Here is a 16200-nt window from a genome sequence, read left to right as displayed (position 1 = left end):
TCGGTTACTCTACCGTGACCGATTTCGCCAGATTGCGCGGCTGGTCAACGTCGGTGCCTTTAATCAGCGCGACGTGGTAAGAGAGCAGCTGTAGCGGCACGGTGTAGAAGATTGGCGCGATAATCTCTTCCACGTGCGGCAGCGGGATAATACGCATCCCTTCGCTGTCGGCAAAACCCGCATCCCGATCGGCGAACACGTACAGCAGGCCGCCGCGCGCGCGCACCTCTTCGATGTTCGACTTCAGTTTTTCCAGCAGCTCGTTGTTTGGCGCCACCACAATCACCGGCATATCGGCATCGATCAGCGCCAGCGGCCCGTGCTTCAGCTCGCCCGCCGCATAGGCTTCGGCGTGGATATAGGAGATCTCCTTCAGCTTCAGCGCGCCTTCCATCGCTATTGGATACTGGTCGCCACGGCCCAGGAACAGCGCGTGATGCTTATCGGAGAACTCTTCCGCCAGCGCTTCAATCTGCTTGTCCTGCGACAGCATCTGTTCGATACGGCTCGGCAGCGCCTGCAAACCGTGCACGATATCGTGCTCGATCTGCGCGTCCATGCCCTTCAGCCGGCCGATTTTCGCCACCAGCATCAGCAGCACGGTCAGCTGCGTGGTGAAGGCTTTGGTCGAGGCCACGCCGATTTCCGTCCCGGCTTTGGTCATCAGCGCCAGATCGGATTCACGCACCAGCGAAGAGCCGGCCACGTTGCAGATCGCCAGCGAGCCGAGATAGCCCAGCTCTTTCGACAGGCGCAGCGCCGCCAGCGTGTCCGCCGTTTCACCGGACTGCGACAGCGTGATCATCAGGCTGTTTTTGCGCACCGCCGATTTGCGATAGCGGAATTCAGAGGCGATTTCCACGTCGCACGGCACGTTAGCCAGTGCTTCAAACCAGTAGCGGGACACCATGCCGGAGTTGTACGAGGTGCCGCAGGCCACGATCTGAATATGCTCAACCTGCGCCAGCAGCGCGTTGGCGTTTGGCCCCAGCTCGGAGAGATCCACTTCGCCATGGCTGAAACGCCCGGTCAGGGTATTTTTGATCGCCATCGGCTGTTCGTAAATCTCTTTCTGCATATAGTGACGATACAGGCCTTTGTCGCCCGCGTCGTACTGCACGTTGGATTCGATTTCGGCACGCTCCACGCGCTCGCCCAGGCGATCGAAGATAACCACGTCGCGACGGCTAACCTCTGCGATATCGCCTTCTTCCAGGTACATAAAGCGACGCGTCACCGGCAGCAGCGCCAGCTGATCGGAAGCGATAAAGTTTTCACCCACGCCACGGCCAATCACCAGCGGGCTGCCGGAACGGGCGGCCACCAGCACGGACGGATCGCGGCTGTCCATAATGACCATGCCGTAAGCGCCGCGCAGCTGCGGGATCACGCGCTGTACCACTTCACGCAGCGTGCCGCCGCTCTGCTTCTGCTCCCAGTGCACCAGGTGCGCGACCACTTCCGTATCCGTTTCGGACGCAAAGCGATAGCCCAGCTCTTTTAACCGCTCACGCAGCGGCTCGTGGTTTTCGATAATGCCGTTATGCACGATAACGATATGTTCTGAGATATGAGGATGCGCATTGGCCTCCGACGGCTCGCCGTGGGTTGCCCAGCGCGTGTGCGCGATACCGGTGCCGCCAGCCAGCGGCGTGGTTTCCGCCGCTTCCGCCAGTTTTTGCACCTTGCCTAAACGACGAAGGCGCGTGATCTGCCCTTCGGCGGTAACGACGGCCAGACCCGCGGAGTCATAGCCCCGATATTCCAGGCGGCGTAACCCTTCTAACAGGATTTCTGCGATATCACGTTGCGCTACTGCACCAACAATTCCACACATAGTAGTTTTCCTGACGTCATGGCGTTTGCCATTAACTTTGTCTTCTGCCTGTTTGTTCCGGTATGTTCCGGTTCCCCGAGCCTTGTAGAGAGTGGGGATTAGAGTTATATGGGTGCCATGCACCCCTTACTGCAATCGGGCGATCTTCGCCGCCCGTAAAATTATTTTTTCTTCGCCGGACGCTGCCAGTCGGTTTTCAGATTCTGTTCTTTACGATTGTAGGCCAAACCTGGCGCGGAGATATCTTTCATCACCGTGGTGCCTGCGGCGATGGTCGTGCCCGCCGCTACCGATACCGGCGCCACCAGCTGGGTATCGGAGCCGACAAAGACATCGTCGCCGATGATCGTCAGCGATTTGTTCACGCCATCGTAATTACAGGTAATGGTGCCCGCGCCGATATTGACGTTAGCGCCGATCGAAGCATCGCCCAGGTAGCTCAGGTGACCGGCTTTAGAGCCTTTGCCCAGCGTCGCCTTTTTCATTTCGACAAAGTTGCCGACGTGCGCGCCAGCGGCAAGCGAGCTGCCGGGACGAAGCCGGGCGAACGGGCCGACGGTGCAGTCTGCCGCCAGCTCGGCGTTTTCCAGCACGCTGTAAGGACTGATTTCGCAGTCGTCGCCAATCACGCAGTTTTTCAGCACGCAGCCGCTGCCGATTTTCACGCGGTTACCGAGCTGCACCTTACCTTCGATAATCACGTTGGTGTCTATTTCTACGTCGCGGCCATGTTTAAGCTCGCCCCGCAGGTCGAAACGCGCCGGATCTTTCAGCATCACGCCCGCCAGCAGCAGTTTTTCCGCCTGCTGTGCCTGCCAGACGCGTTCCAGCGTTGCCAGCTGTAGCCGGTTGTTAACGCCGTCGGTTTCCGAACTGTGCAAAGGCTGCGTCGTTTCCGTCACCCGGCCTTCCTGATGAGCCAGCGCGATAATATCCGTGATGTAATATTCGCCCTGAGCGTTGTCATTGGTGAGCTTGCTCAGCCAGCGCTTCAGGTCGCCGCCGTTGGCCAGCAGAATACCGGTATTGATTTCGCGGATCGCCAGCTGTTCCGGCGTGGCGTCTTTCTGCTCTACAATGCCCACGACCTGGCCCTGCTCACGGAGGATGCGACCATAGCCGGTGGGATTATCAAGGATGACCGTTAGCAGCGCGATGCCGCCCTGCGGTTTTGCCTGGCGCAGTCGCTGTAGCGTTTCGGTAGAAATCAACGGCACGTCGCCGTACAGCATCAGGATATCTTCGTCATCGGCAAACCAGGGCGCGGCCTGCTGCATAGCGTGACCGGTGCCCAGCTGCTCGGCCTGCAATACCCAGTTCAGCGAGGGATCCTGCAAGGTCGACTGTAAGCGTTCGCCGCCGTGTCCGTAAACCAGATGGACTTTATCAGCGCCCACGCCCTGCGCGGCGTCAATGACGTGTTGTACCATTGGCTTACCGGCCAAAAGATGAAGAACTTTGGGAAGATCGGAGTACATACGGGTTCCCTTGCCTGCGGCAAGGATCACCACGCTCAGCGCGCTGTTTGACATAGACATCCTGCTTGATGTTGAAATCGCTTTCCTGGCGAAAAGTAAAGCTGGATTGCGGGAAAAACACTACTTCTTTTACCCTTCAAAAATACTTTCCGCCGGGCCGAACAAGGGCACCACGCCGGGAAAAGCCGGTATGCGTCCCTCAGCCGGAGCATGATACCACCAAAATAGAGTCGTCTATGACTTTCCACCGCTGTCGATCAAACGGTTTTGCTCTTTAACCATTCAGAGATTTTTTGCTGCAGCACAACCACGACTTCGCTGCCGCTGGTGCCGGCGATAGCAGAGAAAAGAAGCGTTTGGGACGTAGTCATGTTGAAATCAATACAGAGTAAGCCAACCACAAAGCCAGTAAACATTGAAATAAATATGTGTTTCAGGAAAAAGCTCAGTTTCCCTTTATTTTCTTTTATCAGCTCGCCGTGGATAAAGTAATTAACCACTCCTCCGGCGCTGGCAACTATCATGGCATCCAAAAGATGATGTTCACTTAAAAACTTCATCAGCAACATAGTTTCATCATTATATAACACGGTAATACCTCAGAAAGATAAATAGCGATCGGCAAAGACCATGGCTATTTATGGCGAAGAAAAAGATTTTTTTCGCGTTCCCTGCGAGTAATTAACGTTTTAACCACGCCATTTCCGGCGTAAATCCACGAGCCGAACTGTTCGGCGGCGGCGGCATAGCAGCCCTGGTTTAAAAACATCAGCAGCGTGGAAGGCTGACCGCTTTTTAGCTCGATCAGGCCAGCTTTTACGCCCTGCTGCCCGGCGCCGACGCTGTGCAGAATGGAGCAGAGCGCGTCAAACTGATCCTGCGTGACGGGCACTTCAACTTTCTGCCGCAAGAGTTCGGCGCATTTGTTCAGGTCGCTGACAAGCAGCACCTCCGCCTGTTCAGGCGTAACGCTGTCGCCTTCACGGACGCTTTCCGCATGGCCATAGCCCAGCGTCCAGATGCCCGCGTCATTCTTCTCTGCGGTTAAACGAAGTTTTTCCTGAGCCTTGATAAAATCAATGCCCCTCTCTGAAATATTCATTTTTTTCACTCTGGCAGACGGGAAATAATGCTCCCGAAGGAGCATTATCTATTTCAAATTAACGAAGGTAATCCCATGGTTTACCGAACTGGCCGGTAGTTTCTTCCAGACCAGGTTCAGAGCCCTGTGACCAGAATTTACCGATAAAGTTAACGCCTTTATGCGTCACTTTACTGCCTTCCACGTAGACTGCGGTTGCACTCCACAGGGGATATTCAGCAGGCACATCCGGCACCACTGGCTCATCCGGAGTAACTTCGGATGCAGGCACGATAACCACTTTGTAAGAGGCCATATCGGTTTTGCTATTGGCCGCGGTGACGGTCAGCAGCAGCTCTACCACCTTTTCAGAGGTAACAGCCGGCAGCGCAACTTTCGTTTCGCTGGCCTGCGGAGAAACGATCTGCACGTTACCGCTGCCTGACCATTTGTAGCTGGCGGCTTTAACGGATTTATCCGCAGAGAAGACCAGCGTGCTGCCGCCCAGCGCTTTCATAGTGATAACAGCAGTTGGCGCGGTGTTATCTTCCGGGTCAACGGGATCGATTGGGTCAACCGGGTCAATTGGGTCAACTGGATCGATTGGGTCTACCGGGTCTACCGGGTCAATTGGGTCTACAGGGTCTACAGGGTCTACCGGGTTAATCGGGTTTTCACCGTTGATATTGATCCCTTTAAAGTAGAAAGGTGACATATCGATGTTCTGCTGCACAATCGGGCAGCCCATACCTTCACGACCGGCGTTAACCAGCAGGCCGTTATCGTTATCGATAGTCCAGGTGAACAGACCGCCCAGGCCTTTTTCGATCACATAACGCGCTTTTTCACGTACGGTACGTGGCGTATCGATAGAGTGGAAAACTTTAGACGTCGGGCTGTACAGATAATCTGCGCAGGCTTCGTCATCGGTATACACGTTGTAACCGTTACGGCCAGACTGGTTTTCCAGATCCAGGTAGTTGTTGATAATGTCATAGTATTCAACACAGCCGGACTCAAAAGTCCCCACGGTAGTACCGCTACCATCGTAAGAACCCTTCAGCGGAGAGAAGGATTCAATGTTGCCGCCCTTGGCGCTACGTGAATAGCCTGCATAACCGATGTTGATGGCTTCAGGATCCACACCCAGGTTCAGCAGATACTCAACCGCTTCTTCCAGACTGTAGGTGCTGTTTTTGGTTTTATACAGGTTGGCGTGATGGGCCAGGCCGTCCGCCCACGGCGTACCGAAGAAGTCATAGGTCATCAGGTTGATGCCGTACAAACCCACTTCCAGCAGGCCTTTGATATTAGAATGCTGCAACACATCCACGTTAGCGGAAGACGCGATACTGATTTTCACGTGTTTCATGCTGTTAGCATCAAGCGCCTTACGCAGGCTGGAGATCAGCGCCACGTAGTTCTCACCATCTTCCGGGCCGTGTGGGTTACCCGCGCCTGCAGCATTTGGATATTCCCAGTCGATATCGATTTCAGAAAACATCGGGAAGCGGTCGAAGAACCAGATAATGCTGGCTACCAGCGTATCAATCGCGCTCTGGCTTTTTGCCAGCTCGTGGAAGGCTTCGCTCATTGTCCAGCCGCCGAGGCTGAAAGAGAGCGCCAGGTCGTGACCCTGAGCTTTCGCATCTATCTGCAACTTACGCATCGCGCCCAGCACGCCCTGCAGGTTAGGGTGATCCTGATAGAAGCAATCGCCTTCGCCATCAGACGGATAGGTAGTGCCCGGGCCAAAACCAAATGCTTTCCAGCCGCTGAAGCCGCAGTTGATATAAGACTGACAATCGGCCCACGGATCCAGGATGGTCATTTCGTTGGTTTTCTTGCCGGTCCAGGCCGCAGCCTGATCGATTTTTTCTTTATTAGCGCCTTTATCACCGACGATACCGGTAAAACCAAAAATGATTTTATCGTAGGCGGTTGGGTCTAACTTAGTGATATCAATCCCACGGCCGCGATTGGCTTTAAGAATGTTGCCATTATTATCAACCTGACGCTGATCGTAATGCGCCCAGTCAGTGTAATAGCCAAAGATTTTAGGTTTATTGGCGGTGTTATATTTGTTGTATACACGTTTTGCTACGCGACCTGAAGTGTAACTAAATTCTGAAGTGTTCGTTACCGGGTTAAATCCATCTGCGGCATAAGACTGTTCTGTAAGAATGTCTTGTTGAATCAACTTGCTCATTGCAAATCCTTATATGATAAAAGTTAGTGTACTCAGCGCCATCGATTAAGCTGGCCGACAAACTTTTACCCGATACGGAAAAGCATACCAGTTACAAATAAAGAATAATTATCAGCTCACTCCTGCCCGCCCCGAAATAACATTAATAAGCCAGCTATCGGCCAGACTGCGTGCGTGAGTCTGGGGACAGGCAGGATAAATAACCCCGGACCGGATAAACGACCTTCGAATAACAAGACTCTGTTCTCTTTTATCAATGACGGATAAACAATAATTAGAACCTCGCTTAACATTGCGCGCAGCAAAACCGCTACAGGCCCTTTACCGGCGCGGATTGCCGCCTTCTGGCATGCACTTTCTGCAATGCCTCTGCTAATAATTACAACCCGTCTTTATCTTTTCTGCTGGTATATTCCTGCCACCAACAGAGCGAAGCAGTTAAGCAGAGCGATATCTGCTAAAAAATAAAAAGAATATTGAAGCAAACATTAATAAGGATTTGCAGAGGCTATACAAAGCCTTTTACCATCGCTGTTTTTTTTAATCTATTACTGGTTTCCCCACTTAACAGGTCACAGTCATGAACGAAGAAATTTATCTTGGTAACAATATTTATCTCTCAGAGGAGAGAAATCATCTGATCAATGGCAACATTACATTAACCATCAGCGAAAAAGAGAAACGATTGCTGAGCTATTTCCTTCGCAACCCGGAAAAAGAGCTGACAAAAAGCCATTTGATTACGGCAATCTGGGAAAGCCGGGCTGCGACTATCGATGACGCCAACCTGACTCAGCTGGTTTATAAAATACGCCGCGATTTAGCTGCGGTGAACCTCAGAAACTGTATTAAAACGATACCGGGCAAAGGCTATATCTATATTCCGGAGAAAAAGAAAGCAGTGCAGGAACCTGTGATGGCGGACGCTGGCAGCAGCAAGACGGAATGCCTTATCTGTTCAGCGCTTACTATCATCGCCACCGTTATGGCGTTGTGCACGCTTTGCTTTTTCTTCTGGCGTAGCTGAACGTTTAACGCTCAGTTTAATTACAACATTAAATATAGTGTTTTATCCGATCGGGATTTCCTGCAGCGCGCCCTGTGCCGCCCCTTCGACAATAAAAAAAGGCCAGGCAGTTTCCTGTCTGGCCTTTCTGCTTAAACCTGAATTACATCGCTTTTTTGGTCAACTCGATCACGCGCAGTTTGGCGATCGCTTTAGCCAGTTCAGCCGACGCGGCAGCAAAGTCCACATCGCCGTGAGAGCCACTCATGTGCTCCTCGGCTTTGCGTTTCGCTTCCATCGCGCGGGCCTCGTCGAGGTCGGTGCCGCGGATCGCCGTATCAGCCAGCACGGTAGCCGCGCCTGGCTGTACTTCCAACATGCCGCCGGAGAGATAGATATACTCTTCGTCGCCCTGTTCTTTAACGATGCGAACCATACCAGGTTTAATGGCGGTCAGCAGCGGGGCGTGGCCAGGATGGATCCCCAGCTCGCCTTCGCTACCTGACACCTGAATACGCTGCACAGTGCCGGAGAACATCTGCTGTTCTGCACTGACCACGTCCAGGTGAAAAGTCATAGCCATAATTAACCTCCCGGGAAACCGTTATTACAGTTTCTTCGCTTTTTCCACGGCTTCTTCGATGGAACCAACCATGTAGAAAGCCTGCTCTGGCAGATGGTCGAATTCACCGTCCATGATGCCTTTAAAGCCACGGATGGTATCTTTCAGCGACACATACTTGCCCGGAGAACCGGTGAAGACTTCTGCCACGAAGAACGGCTGAGACAGGAAGCGCTGCATCTTACGAGAGCGAGCAACAACCAGCTTGTCGTCTTCAGACAGCTCATCCATCCCGAGGATAGCGATGATGTCTTTCAGTTCCTGGTAACGCTGCAGCAGAGACTGCACGCCACGAGCCACGTCGTAGTGTTCCTGACCAACAACCAGCGGATCCAGCTGACGGCTGGTAGAATCCAGTGGATCAACCGCCGGGTAGATACCCAGAGACGCGATCTGACGGCTCAGTACCACGGTTGCGTCTAAGTGAGCAAAGGTGGTGGCTGGCGATGGGTCAGTCAAGTCATCCGCAGGCACGTAAACGGCCTGTACGGAGGTGATAGAACCGGTTTTGGTTGAGGTGATACGTTCCTGCAGAACGCCCATCTCTTCCGCCAGCGTTGGCTGGTAGCCTACCGCTGATGGCATACGACCCAGCAGCGCGGACACTTCGGTACCGGCCAGGGTGTAACGGTAGATGTTATCGATGAACAGCAGTACGTCACGACCTTCATCACGGAATTTTTCCGCCATGGTCAGGCCAGTCAGGGCAACGCGCAGGCGGTTTCCTGGTGGCTCGTTCATCTGGCCGTAGACCAGAGATACTTTGTCGATAACGTTGGAGTCGGTCATCTCGTGATAGAAGTCGTTACCCTCACGGGTACGCTCGCCCACGCCGGCAAATACGGAGAAACCTGAGTGCTCAGCCGCAATGTTACGGATCAGCTCCATCATGTTTACGGTTTTACCTACACCCGCGCCGCCGAACAGACCAACTTTACCGCCCTTCGCGAACGGACACATCAGGTCGATTACCTTGATACCGGTTTCCAGCAGCTCCTGAGAGTTGGACTGGTCTTCGTATGAAGGTGCAGAACGGTGGATCGCCCAACGCTCTTCTTCGCCGATGTCGCCTTTCATGTCGATTGGCTCGCCCAGCACGTTCATGATACGGCCAAGCGTTGCGGTACCTACCGGTACTTCGATTGGGTGCGCAAGGTCAGCGACTTCCAGACCGCGCTTCAGGCCGTCGGAAGAACCCATTGCGATGGCGCGAACCACGCCACCACCCAGCTGCTGCTGTACTTCCAGCACCAGACGGGCATCACCATTTTTAGTCTCAAGCGCGCTGTACACTTGTGGTACTGCGTCCTGAGGAAATTCGACGTCAACAACGGCGCCGATTACCTGGACAATTTTTCCAGTAGCCATCTTGAATCCTCTACCTAATTCATTAAACCTGGTTAAACCGCGGAGGCTCCACCGACAATCTCGGTAAGTTCCTGGGTGATGCTGGCCTGACGAGCTTTGTTGTATACCAACTGCAGCTCTTTGATCAGGTTTCCGCCGTTGTCGGTCGCAGCTTTCATCGCCACCATACGCGCGGCCTGCTCGCTGGCCAGGTTTTCTACAACACCCTGGTAAACCTGAGACTCGACGTAGCGACGCAGTAACGTGTCCAGCAGCGCTTTCGGATCCGGTTCATACAGATAATCCCAGGTACTCTTCTTCACTACGCCTTCTTCCGGATCTGCTGGCGGTAACGGCAGCAGCTGGATGATTTGCGGTGACTGGGACATGGTGTTGATAAATTTGTTGCTGACAACATAGAGCTTGTCGATACGACCTTCGTCGTAAGCCTGCAGCATGACTTTTACCGGGCCGATCAGATCGGACAGGGAAGGCTTGTCGCCCATGCCCGTCACCTGAGCAACCACGTTGCCGCCGACAGCGCCGAAAAATGAAACACCTTTAGAGCCGATAATCGCCAGATCGCTCTCGACGCCTTTATCCGCCCAGCCTTTCATATCAGCCAGCACTCTTTTGAACAGGTTAATGTTCAAACCACCACAAAGCCCGCGGTCGGTAGACACGACCAGGTAGCCGACGCGCTTAACGTCGCGCTCCTCCAGGTAAGGGTGCTTGTATTCCAGATTGCCTAACGCAATGTGACCAATCACTTTGCGCATGGTCTCTGCATAAGGACGGCTGGCCGCCATGCGTTCCTGCGATTTACGCATTTTGGAGGCGGCGACCATTTCCATCGCTTTGGTGATCTTTTGCGTATTTTGAACGCTTCCGATCTTACTACGTATCTCTTTTGCGCCGGCCATAAGCTTCTCCTCAAAGCCTTGCGGCCTGCCCCGGAAGGGACAAGCCGCCAGACATTACCAGGACTGGGTTTTCTTGAACGTTTCGAGCAGAGCTTTCAGCTTCGCTTCGATATCGTTGTTGTAGTTACCAGCCTGGTTGATTTCCGCCATCAGCTCGCTGTGGTCGCGATCTGCATAGGCCAGAAGCGCTGCTTCGAAGCTGCCGATTTTCGCCAGCTCAACGTCGTTCAGGAAGCCACGCTCGGCGGCAAACAGCACCAGACCCTGCTGCGCTACGGACATCGGCGCATACTGTTTCTGTTTCAGCAGCTCGGTCACTTTCTGACCGTGGCTCAGCTGTTTGCGGGTTGCTTCGTCCAGATCGGAAGCGAACTGAGAGAACGCTGCCAGTTCACGATACTGCGCCAGCGCGGTACGAATACCACCGGACAGTTTCTTGATGATCTTGGTCTGCGCAGCGCCACCCACACGGGATACGGAGATCCCTGGGTTAACTGCCGGACGAATACCGGAGTTGAACAGGTTAGTTTCCAGGAAGATCTGACCATCGGTAATCGAGATTACGTTGGTCGGAACGAACGCGGAAACGTCGCCAGCCTGAGTTTCGATGATCGGCAGCGCGGTCAGAGAACCGGTTTTACCTTTTACTGCACCGTTAGTGAAGCGCTCAACGTAGTCGGCGCTCACGCGGGAAGCACGTTCCAGCAGACGGGAGTGGAGGTAGAACACGTCGCCAGGGAAAGCTTCACGACCTGGTGGACGGCGCAGCAGCAGAGAAACCTGACGGTATGCAACGGCCTGCTTGGACAGGTCATCATATACGATCAGCGCGTCTTCACCGCGGTCACGGAAGTATTCGCCCATGGCGCAACCTGCATACGGTGCCAGGTACTGCAGCGCAGCAGACTCGGAAGCGGTAGCCACAACCACGATGGTGTTAGCCAGCGCGTTGTGTTCTTCCAGCTTACGTACCACGTTAGCGATGGTAGAAGCCTTCTGGCCGATAGCCACGTACACGCACTTGATGCCGGAATCGCGCTGGTTGATGATCGCATCGATCGCCATCGCGGTTTTACCGGTCTGACGGTCGCCGATGATCAGCTCACGCTGGCCACGGCCGATTGGGATCATCGCATCTACAGACTTATAACCAGTCTGTACAGGCTGGTCGACCGACTGACGGTCGATAACGCCTGGCGCAATCACTTCGATTGGCGAGAAGCCGTCGTTATCAATGGCGCCTTTGCCATCGATAGGTGCACCCAGGGTGTTCACCACACGACCCAGCAGGCCACGGCCTACCGGAACTTCCAGGATACGACCGGTACACTTAACCTTCATGCCTTCGGCGAGGTCAGCGTATGGGCCCATCACTACGGCACCTACGGAGTCGCGCTCCAGGTTCAGTGCGATAGCGAAGCGGTTGCCCGGCAGTGCGATCATCTCACCCTGCATAACATCGGCCAGGCCGTTTACGCGGATGATGCCGTCGCTGACGGAAACGATAGTACCTTCATTGTGAGCTTCGCTCACGACATTGAACTGAGCAATGCGCTGCTTGATCAGTTCGCTGATTTCGGTGGAATTCAGTTGCATATGCTCCAGTCCCCTTAAGACTGCAAGTCGTCTGCAAGGCGCTCAAGACGGCCGCGTACGCTGCCATCAATGACCATATCACCCGCACGGATGATTACACCTGCCATTACAGACTTATCAATTTTGCAATTCAGCTTAACTTTGCGTGACAGACGTTTTTCCATAGCGGCGCTGATTTTGGTCAGCTGTTCGTCACTCAGTGTAGTGGAAGAGATCACCTCAACGTCCGCGGTCGCATCGTATGCGGCGCGTAGCTGGATAAACTGAGCCAGTACATCGGGAAGCGCTGGTAAACGTTTGTTCTCAGCCATGACCTTAATCAGGTTCTGGCCGGCTTCATCGAGTTGATCACCACAGATAGCGATGAACCGTGCAGACAACGCTTCCGGCGCTAATGCGCCGGAAAGGAGTTCTGCCACTTGTTCATTGCTGGCTACTTCGGTAGCGAACGCCAGCATCTGCTGCCAGCGATCGACATTCTGATGCTCAACAGCAAAGTCAAAAGCTGCTTTGGCGTAGGGGCGAGCTACAGTAGTAAATTCAGACATCAGCCCCTTCCTCCTTACAGTTCAGCGACCAGTTTATCAACGATGTCGCTGTTAGCAGCTTCATCCACGGAACGTTCAATGATTTTCTCGGCGCCGGCGATAGCCAGCATCGCGACCTGCTTACGCAACTCTTCACGTGCACGTTTGCGTTCGGCGTCAATTTCAGCCTGCGCCTGGGTGACGATCTTGTTACGTTCCTGCTCAGCTTCGGCTTTCGCTTCGTCCAGGATCTGCGAACGACGTTTGTTAGCCTGTTCGATGATAACCTGAGCTTCTTCTTTCGCTTTTTTCAGCTGGTCGGACGCATCAGCCTGCGCGAGATCCAAATCTTTTTTGGCACGTTCTGCGGAAGCAAGGCCGTCAGCAACTTCTTTCTGGCGCTTTTCGATAGCAGCCATCAGCGGCGGCCATACGTACTTCATGCAGAACACTACAAACAGGATGAACGCGATGGCCTGGCCGAGGATTGTTGCGTTTAAGTTCACTGCACAATGCCTCTTGTTAAGTTAACTTTTTTCTCCGGTCTGACGACCGGCAGAAGCCGTTCATCGTCGAACTCGCGTCCAACGATGAACATCAGGGTTAGGCGACGGCGAACATCACATACAGACCCAGACCAACAGCGATCATTGGGATTGCATCCACCAGACCCATTACAACAAAGAACTGCGTACGCAGCAGAGGGATCAGATCCGGTTGACGCGCGGCGCCTTCCAGGAATTTACCTCCGAGGATGCCGATACCGATCGCAGCACCGATTGCCGCTAAGCCCATCATCACAGCGGCAGCCATGTACAGCAGATCCATATTCAGGTTTTCCATGACAGTCTCCAGTTTGTTTCAGTTAAAACGCAGTAGTGTTGATAAAAAAATCAGTGTTCTTCAGATGCCATCGACAGATAGACAATCGTCAGTACCATGAAAATGAAAGCCTGTAACGAAATGATCAGGATGTGGAAAATGGCCCATGGCACACTCAGAACCCACTGTGACCACCACGGCAACAGGCCGGCAATCAGGATAAAAATCAATTCACCCGCATACATGTTGCCGAACAGTCGCAGACCGAGAGAAACCGGTTTGGACAGCAGGCTCACGCCTTCAAGGATCAGGTTGATCGGAATGAAGACAGGATGATTGAAGGGTTGCAATGTCAGCTCTTTAGTAAAGCCCCCAATGCCTTTCATCTTGACGCTGTAGAACAGAATCAAAATAAATACGCCCAGCGCCATAGACAGCGTGATGTTCACGTCGGCTGAAGGCACAACACGCAACGCTGGCAGACCCAGAACGTGCTCGCCGATATACGGCAGCAGATCGATAGGCAGCAGGTCCATGAAGTTCATCAGGAAGACCCAGACGAAAATCGTCAGAGCCAGCGGTGCGATTACTTTGCTTTTACCGTGGTACATGTCGCGGACGTTGTTGTCGACGAAGCCAACAACCAGTTCAATCGCCGCCTGCAGTTTTCCCGGAACGCCGCTGGTGGCTGATTTCGCAACTTTGCGAAACAGCACCAGGAATACCAGTCCCAGCACCACAGAGAAAAACATGGAGTCAATATTTAATACCCAGAACGACGGTGCGTCGTGCGGATTCACTAGCTCGAAGGTACGCAGGTCCAGCTGAAGGTTATTCAGGTGGTGACCTATGTATTCCTGCGGCGTAGAGATTTCTCCTGCAGCCATGATGCCTCTTACCCTTTGTTGTTAATTACAGCCGGTGCGACGATTTGCACAATCAGCACCGATAACCAGGTCAGTCCGAGCGGCGTAAATGCCGCCCCAAACACCGCCAGCGCCACGACAAGCAGAAGAATGGTTGCCAGAACCTTCAGCACTTCACCCAGAGCGAAGCTCCAGGCCACGCGTCCTTTAACCGGGTCTCCTGCCTGATGACGCCAGGCAAAAATCATAAACAATACGTTCGGTAGCCAGGCCGCCAGTCCACCCGCAAGCGCGGACAGGCCCCAGGTCAACTCTTTCAGGGCGAACAGCGCGCCGATTATGACAAAAATCACCAGCTGAAGAAGCAGCACGGTTCGGGCAAATTTCACTCTGTAAAGGGACACTGACATGACGCTGAAACTCTCCTGCCCCGTCGGGGGTATGTCGCGTGTCGTATAAAACTGCCTTTGCCGCTTTGAGTCAAGCAGCAAAAAACGAGCAAATTATACGGCGCGCCCCTGCGATTTCAATGGATAAGTAGCGAAATGGTGAACAATTATTTAAATTTCTTTCGCGGGCGCGCTTTTTCAAAACTGTCAGGAATGGCCGACAGGCGGAAAATGCATACGATAAAGGCCAAATATCGCTCATAAAGCGTGCGGAAGATCACAATTCAGTAATATTTTATCCGCATTCCGTTAAGGAATATTCTTAATATCGCTCAGAAAAATATAATTATATCAATAACATTCAACTACTTACTATTTTTTACCGTAAAACCAGCCTGCCAGCCGGATTAAAAGTGTTAATTGACAGTCATTGCAGCCAAAATTTCAGGCTAATCCGCCAGGCAAGCAAAATAAATATCACCACATTATTTTTCACTTCGCGCTGAAAAAGGCGGATCTCGTCCCGACGAGGTAATATCCTTGATAACACTTTGTGAAATTAACGTTAAATGTAACCAGGTGTGAACGATAATTTCTGCGCGTCATTTTAACCTTACTGAAACATTCACACTTGAAAAAAAATCACCGCGTATCGCCCGAAAGGCTAAATTTTCGTCGGGCTTTTTAGCCTTTCGCGTTACCTGCGCCTTCCTCTCCCCTGCCCTGCCGGGCTGACTTAACTAAAATCGGGTTTGGTAAGCCTGTGCCGTTCAGCCGCTTTGCTGAATAATCAGGCGATAATACGGTAAAAAATTCGGCTTTTCAGCGTTATTTTCAGGCAAATCACGTTCAATCAGCGCTGCTTGCTGCCAGATTTTGCGGATTAATTACCACCAGGTGACGTTCGCCTTCCAGTTCAGGAACGAGAAGCTTCACCGTCTTGTGATGGGTAAAACCTGCCGGCAGCGCGTCGATCTCATCCTGCGGCACGACGCCTTTCAGCGCATAAAATCGCCCTTTTTCGCCAGGCAGATGATGGCACCAGCTCAGCATATCGTTCAGAGAGGCGAAGGCCCGACTGATCACGCCATCAAAAGGCGGCTCGGCAGGAAACACCTCTACCCTGCTCTGTACCGGATCGATATTTTCCAGTTTCAGTTCATGCTGTACCTGCTTAAGAAAGCGTATGCGCTTGCCCAGGCTGTCCAGCAGCGTGAAGTGCGCTTCAGGACGGACGATAGCGAGCGGTACGCCCGGCAGCCCTGGTCCCGTGCCCACATCGATAAAACGGCTTCCTTCCAGATAAGGCTCAACCACGATACTGTCCATGATATGCCGTACCAGCATCTGCTGCGGGTCACGCACCGACGTCAGGTTATAAGCCTTGTTCCATTTATGCAGCAGCTCAACATAGCCTGTCAGCTGCTCTTTTTGTCGATCGGTCAGGGAAATATTGGCGGCTTTCAGCAGCGCGGAAAGTTTATTAATCACGATTAC

At 53.1% G+C, this 16200-nt stretch carries 16 protein-coding genes; 1 reads left to right on the top strand and 15 read right to left on the bottom strand.

What is annotated here, in order from left to right; translation table 11 throughout:
• Window positions 1-4 precede the first annotated feature (4 nt).
• The 5 genes from glmS to QZH36_RS14955 form a co-directional block, all read right to left on the bottom strand.
• Window positions 5-1837, bottom strand: a complete 1833-nt coding sequence (glmS, locus tag QZH36_RS14975) for a glutamine--fructose-6-phosphate transaminase (isomerizing) (protein WP_253456829.1) — start codon at window positions 1835-1837, stop codon at window positions 5-7.
• A 161-nt stretch (window positions 1838-1998) separates the two neighbouring features.
• Window positions 1999-3369 (bottom strand): bifunctional UDP-N-acetylglucosamine diphosphorylase/glucosamine-1-phosphate N-acetyltransferase GlmU, encoded by a 1371-nt coding sequence (glmU, locus tag QZH36_RS14970; RefSeq protein ID WP_253456832.1) that lies wholly within the window; start codon window positions 3367-3369, stop codon window positions 1999-2001.
• A gap of 203 nt (window positions 3370-3572) precedes the next feature.
• Complete coding sequence (locus tag QZH36_RS14965) at window positions 3573-3884, bottom strand: phage holin family protein (protein ID WP_253456834.1); 312 nt, start codon at window positions 3882-3884, stop codon at window positions 3573-3575.
• A 65-nt stretch (window positions 3885-3949) separates the two neighbouring features.
• Window positions 3950-4417 (bottom strand): lysozyme, encoded by a 468-nt coding sequence (locus QZH36_RS14960; RefSeq protein ID WP_253456837.1) that lies wholly within the window; start codon window positions 4415-4417, stop codon window positions 3950-3952.
• A 58-nt stretch (window positions 4418-4475) separates the two neighbouring features.
• Entirely contained in the window at window positions 4476-6605 is a 2130-nt protein-coding gene (locus QZH36_RS14955; protein ID WP_301730562.1) for a glycoside hydrolase family 18 protein, read from the bottom strand.
• 580 nt (window positions 6606-7185) lie between these two features.
• Between QZH36_RS14955 and QZH36_RS14950 the strand changes: the two genes are divergently transcribed.
• Complete coding sequence (locus QZH36_RS14950) at window positions 7186-7632, top strand: winged helix-turn-helix domain-containing protein (RefSeq protein WP_253456843.1); 447 nt, start codon at window positions 7186-7188, stop codon at window positions 7630-7632.
• 142 nt (window positions 7633-7774) lie between these two features.
• Here the strand turns inward: QZH36_RS14950 and QZH36_RS14945 are convergent, their stop codons facing one another.
• The 10 genes from QZH36_RS14945 to rsmG all read right to left on the bottom strand — a co-directional run bounded on the left by QZH36_RS14945 (window position 7775) and on the right by rsmG (window position 16194).
• Window positions 7775-8194 carry a F0F1 ATP synthase subunit epsilon gene (locus QZH36_RS14945; protein ID WP_125289177.1) on the bottom strand — a complete coding sequence of 140 codons (420 nt, stop codon included), beginning with the start codon at window positions 8192-8194 and terminating at the stop codon, window positions 7775-7777.
• Between the two features lie 24 nt (window positions 8195-8218).
• Window positions 8219-9601, bottom strand: coding sequence for a F0F1 ATP synthase subunit beta (atpD, locus tag QZH36_RS14940; RefSeq protein WP_125289176.1), 1383 nt, complete (start codon window positions 9599-9601; stop codon window positions 8219-8221).
• Between the two features lie 32 nt (window positions 9602-9633).
• A complete protein-coding gene (gene atpG, locus QZH36_RS14935) occupies window positions 9634-10503 on the bottom strand; it encodes a F0F1 ATP synthase subunit gamma (protein ID WP_253456849.1) in 870 nt (289 codons plus the stop codon).
• 54 nt (window positions 10504-10557) lie between these two features.
• Window positions 10558-12099 carry a F0F1 ATP synthase subunit alpha gene (gene atpA, locus QZH36_RS14930; RefSeq protein ID WP_125289174.1) on the bottom strand — a complete coding sequence of 514 codons (1542 nt, stop codon included), beginning with the start codon at window positions 12097-12099 and terminating at the stop codon, window positions 10558-10560.
• Window positions 12100-12113: 14 nt separating this feature from the next.
• Window positions 12114-12647, bottom strand: a complete 534-nt coding sequence (gene atpH, locus QZH36_RS14925) for a F0F1 ATP synthase subunit delta (RefSeq protein WP_125289173.1) — start codon at window positions 12645-12647, stop codon at window positions 12114-12116.
• A gap of 14 nt (window positions 12648-12661) precedes the next feature.
• The gene (atpF, locus tag QZH36_RS14920) at window positions 12662-13132 is read right to left on the bottom strand and encodes a F0F1 ATP synthase subunit B (protein WP_253456852.1); all 471 of its coding nucleotides are present in this window, start codon (window positions 13130-13132) and stop codon (window positions 12662-12664) included.
• Window positions 13133-13229: 97 nt separating this feature from the next.
• On the bottom strand, window positions 13230-13469 hold the full coding sequence (gene atpE / locus QZH36_RS14915; protein ID WP_003849523.1) for a F0F1 ATP synthase subunit C: 240 nt from the start codon (window positions 13467-13469) through the stop codon (window positions 13230-13232).
• Window positions 13470-13519: 50 nt separating this feature from the next.
• Window positions 13520-14335, bottom strand: coding sequence for a F0F1 ATP synthase subunit A (gene atpB, locus QZH36_RS14910; protein WP_125289171.1), 816 nt, complete (start codon window positions 14333-14335; stop codon window positions 13520-13522).
• A gap of 8 nt (window positions 14336-14343) precedes the next feature.
• Entirely contained in the window at window positions 14344-14724 is a 381-nt protein-coding gene (gene atpI / locus QZH36_RS14905; protein ID WP_125289170.1) for a F0F1 ATP synthase subunit I, read from the bottom strand.
• An 828-nt stretch (window positions 14725-15552) separates the two neighbouring features.
• Window positions 15553-16194 (bottom strand): 16S rRNA (guanine(527)-N(7))-methyltransferase RsmG, encoded by a 642-nt coding sequence (gene rsmG, locus QZH36_RS14900; protein WP_301251599.1) that lies wholly within the window; start codon window positions 16192-16194, stop codon window positions 15553-15555.
• Window positions 16195-16200 lie beyond the last annotated feature (6 nt).

The organism is Erwinia wuhanensis (assembly GCF_030484085.1).
Taxonomy (GTDB): Bacteria; Pseudomonadota; Gammaproteobacteria; order Enterobacterales; family Enterobacteriaceae; genus Erwinia; species Erwinia aeris.
Note: the sequence above shows the minus strand (reverse complement) of the source record. Positions and strands in the feature narration are given on the sequence as shown.

Bases quoted from the DNA above. Each gene is read 5' to 3' on its own strand.
- QZH36_RS14965 (WP_253456834.1), bottom strand. From the start codon at position 3,884: ATGTTGCTGATGAAGTTTTTAAGTGAACATCATCTTTTGGATGCCATG.
- QZH36_RS14960 (WP_253456837.1), bottom strand. From the start codon at position 4,417: ATGAATATTTCAGAGAGGGGCATTGATTTTATCAAGGCTCAGGAAAAA.
- atpG (WP_253456849.1), bottom strand. From the start codon at position 10,503: ATGGCCGGCGCAAAAGAGATACGTAGTAAGATCGGAAGCGTTCAAAAT.
- atpI (WP_125289170.1), bottom strand. From the start codon at position 14,724: ATGTCAGTGTCCCTTTACAGAGTGAAATTTGCCCGAACCGTGCTGCTT.
- QZH36_RS14955 (WP_301730562.1), bottom strand. From the start codon at position 6,605: ATGAGCAAGTTGATTCAACAAGACATTCTTACAGAACAGTCTTATGCC.
- atpH (WP_125289173.1), bottom strand. From the start codon at position 12,647: ATGTCTGAATTTACTACTGTAGCTCGCCCCTACGCCAAAGCAGCTTTT.
- QZH36_RS14945 (WP_125289177.1), bottom strand. From the start codon at position 8,194: ATGGCTATGACTTTTCACCTGGACGTGGTCAGTGCAGAACAGCAGATG.
- glmS (WP_253456829.1), bottom strand. From the start codon at position 1,837: ATGTGTGGAATTGTTGGTGCAGTAGCGCAACGTGATATCGCAGAAATC.
- QZH36_RS14950 (WP_253456843.1), top strand. From the start codon at position 7,186: ATGAACGAAGAAATTTATCTTGGTAACAATATTTATCTCTCAGAGGAG.
- atpD (WP_125289176.1), bottom strand. From the start codon at position 9,601: ATGGCTACTGGAAAAATTGTCCAGGTAATCGGCGCCGTTGTTGACGTC.
- atpA (WP_125289174.1), bottom strand. From the start codon at position 12,099: ATGCAACTGAATTCCACCGAAATCAGCGAACTGATCAAGCAGCGCATT.
- glmU (WP_253456832.1), bottom strand. From the start codon at position 3,369: ATGTCAAACAGCGCGCTGAGCGTGGTGATCCTTGCCGCAGGCAAGGGA.
- atpE (WP_003849523.1), bottom strand. From the start codon at position 13,469: ATGGAAAACCTGAATATGGATCTGCTGTACATGGCTGCCGCTGTGATG.
- atpB (WP_125289171.1), bottom strand. From the start codon at position 14,335: ATGGCTGCAGGAGAAATCTCTACGCCGCAGGAATACATAGGTCACCAC.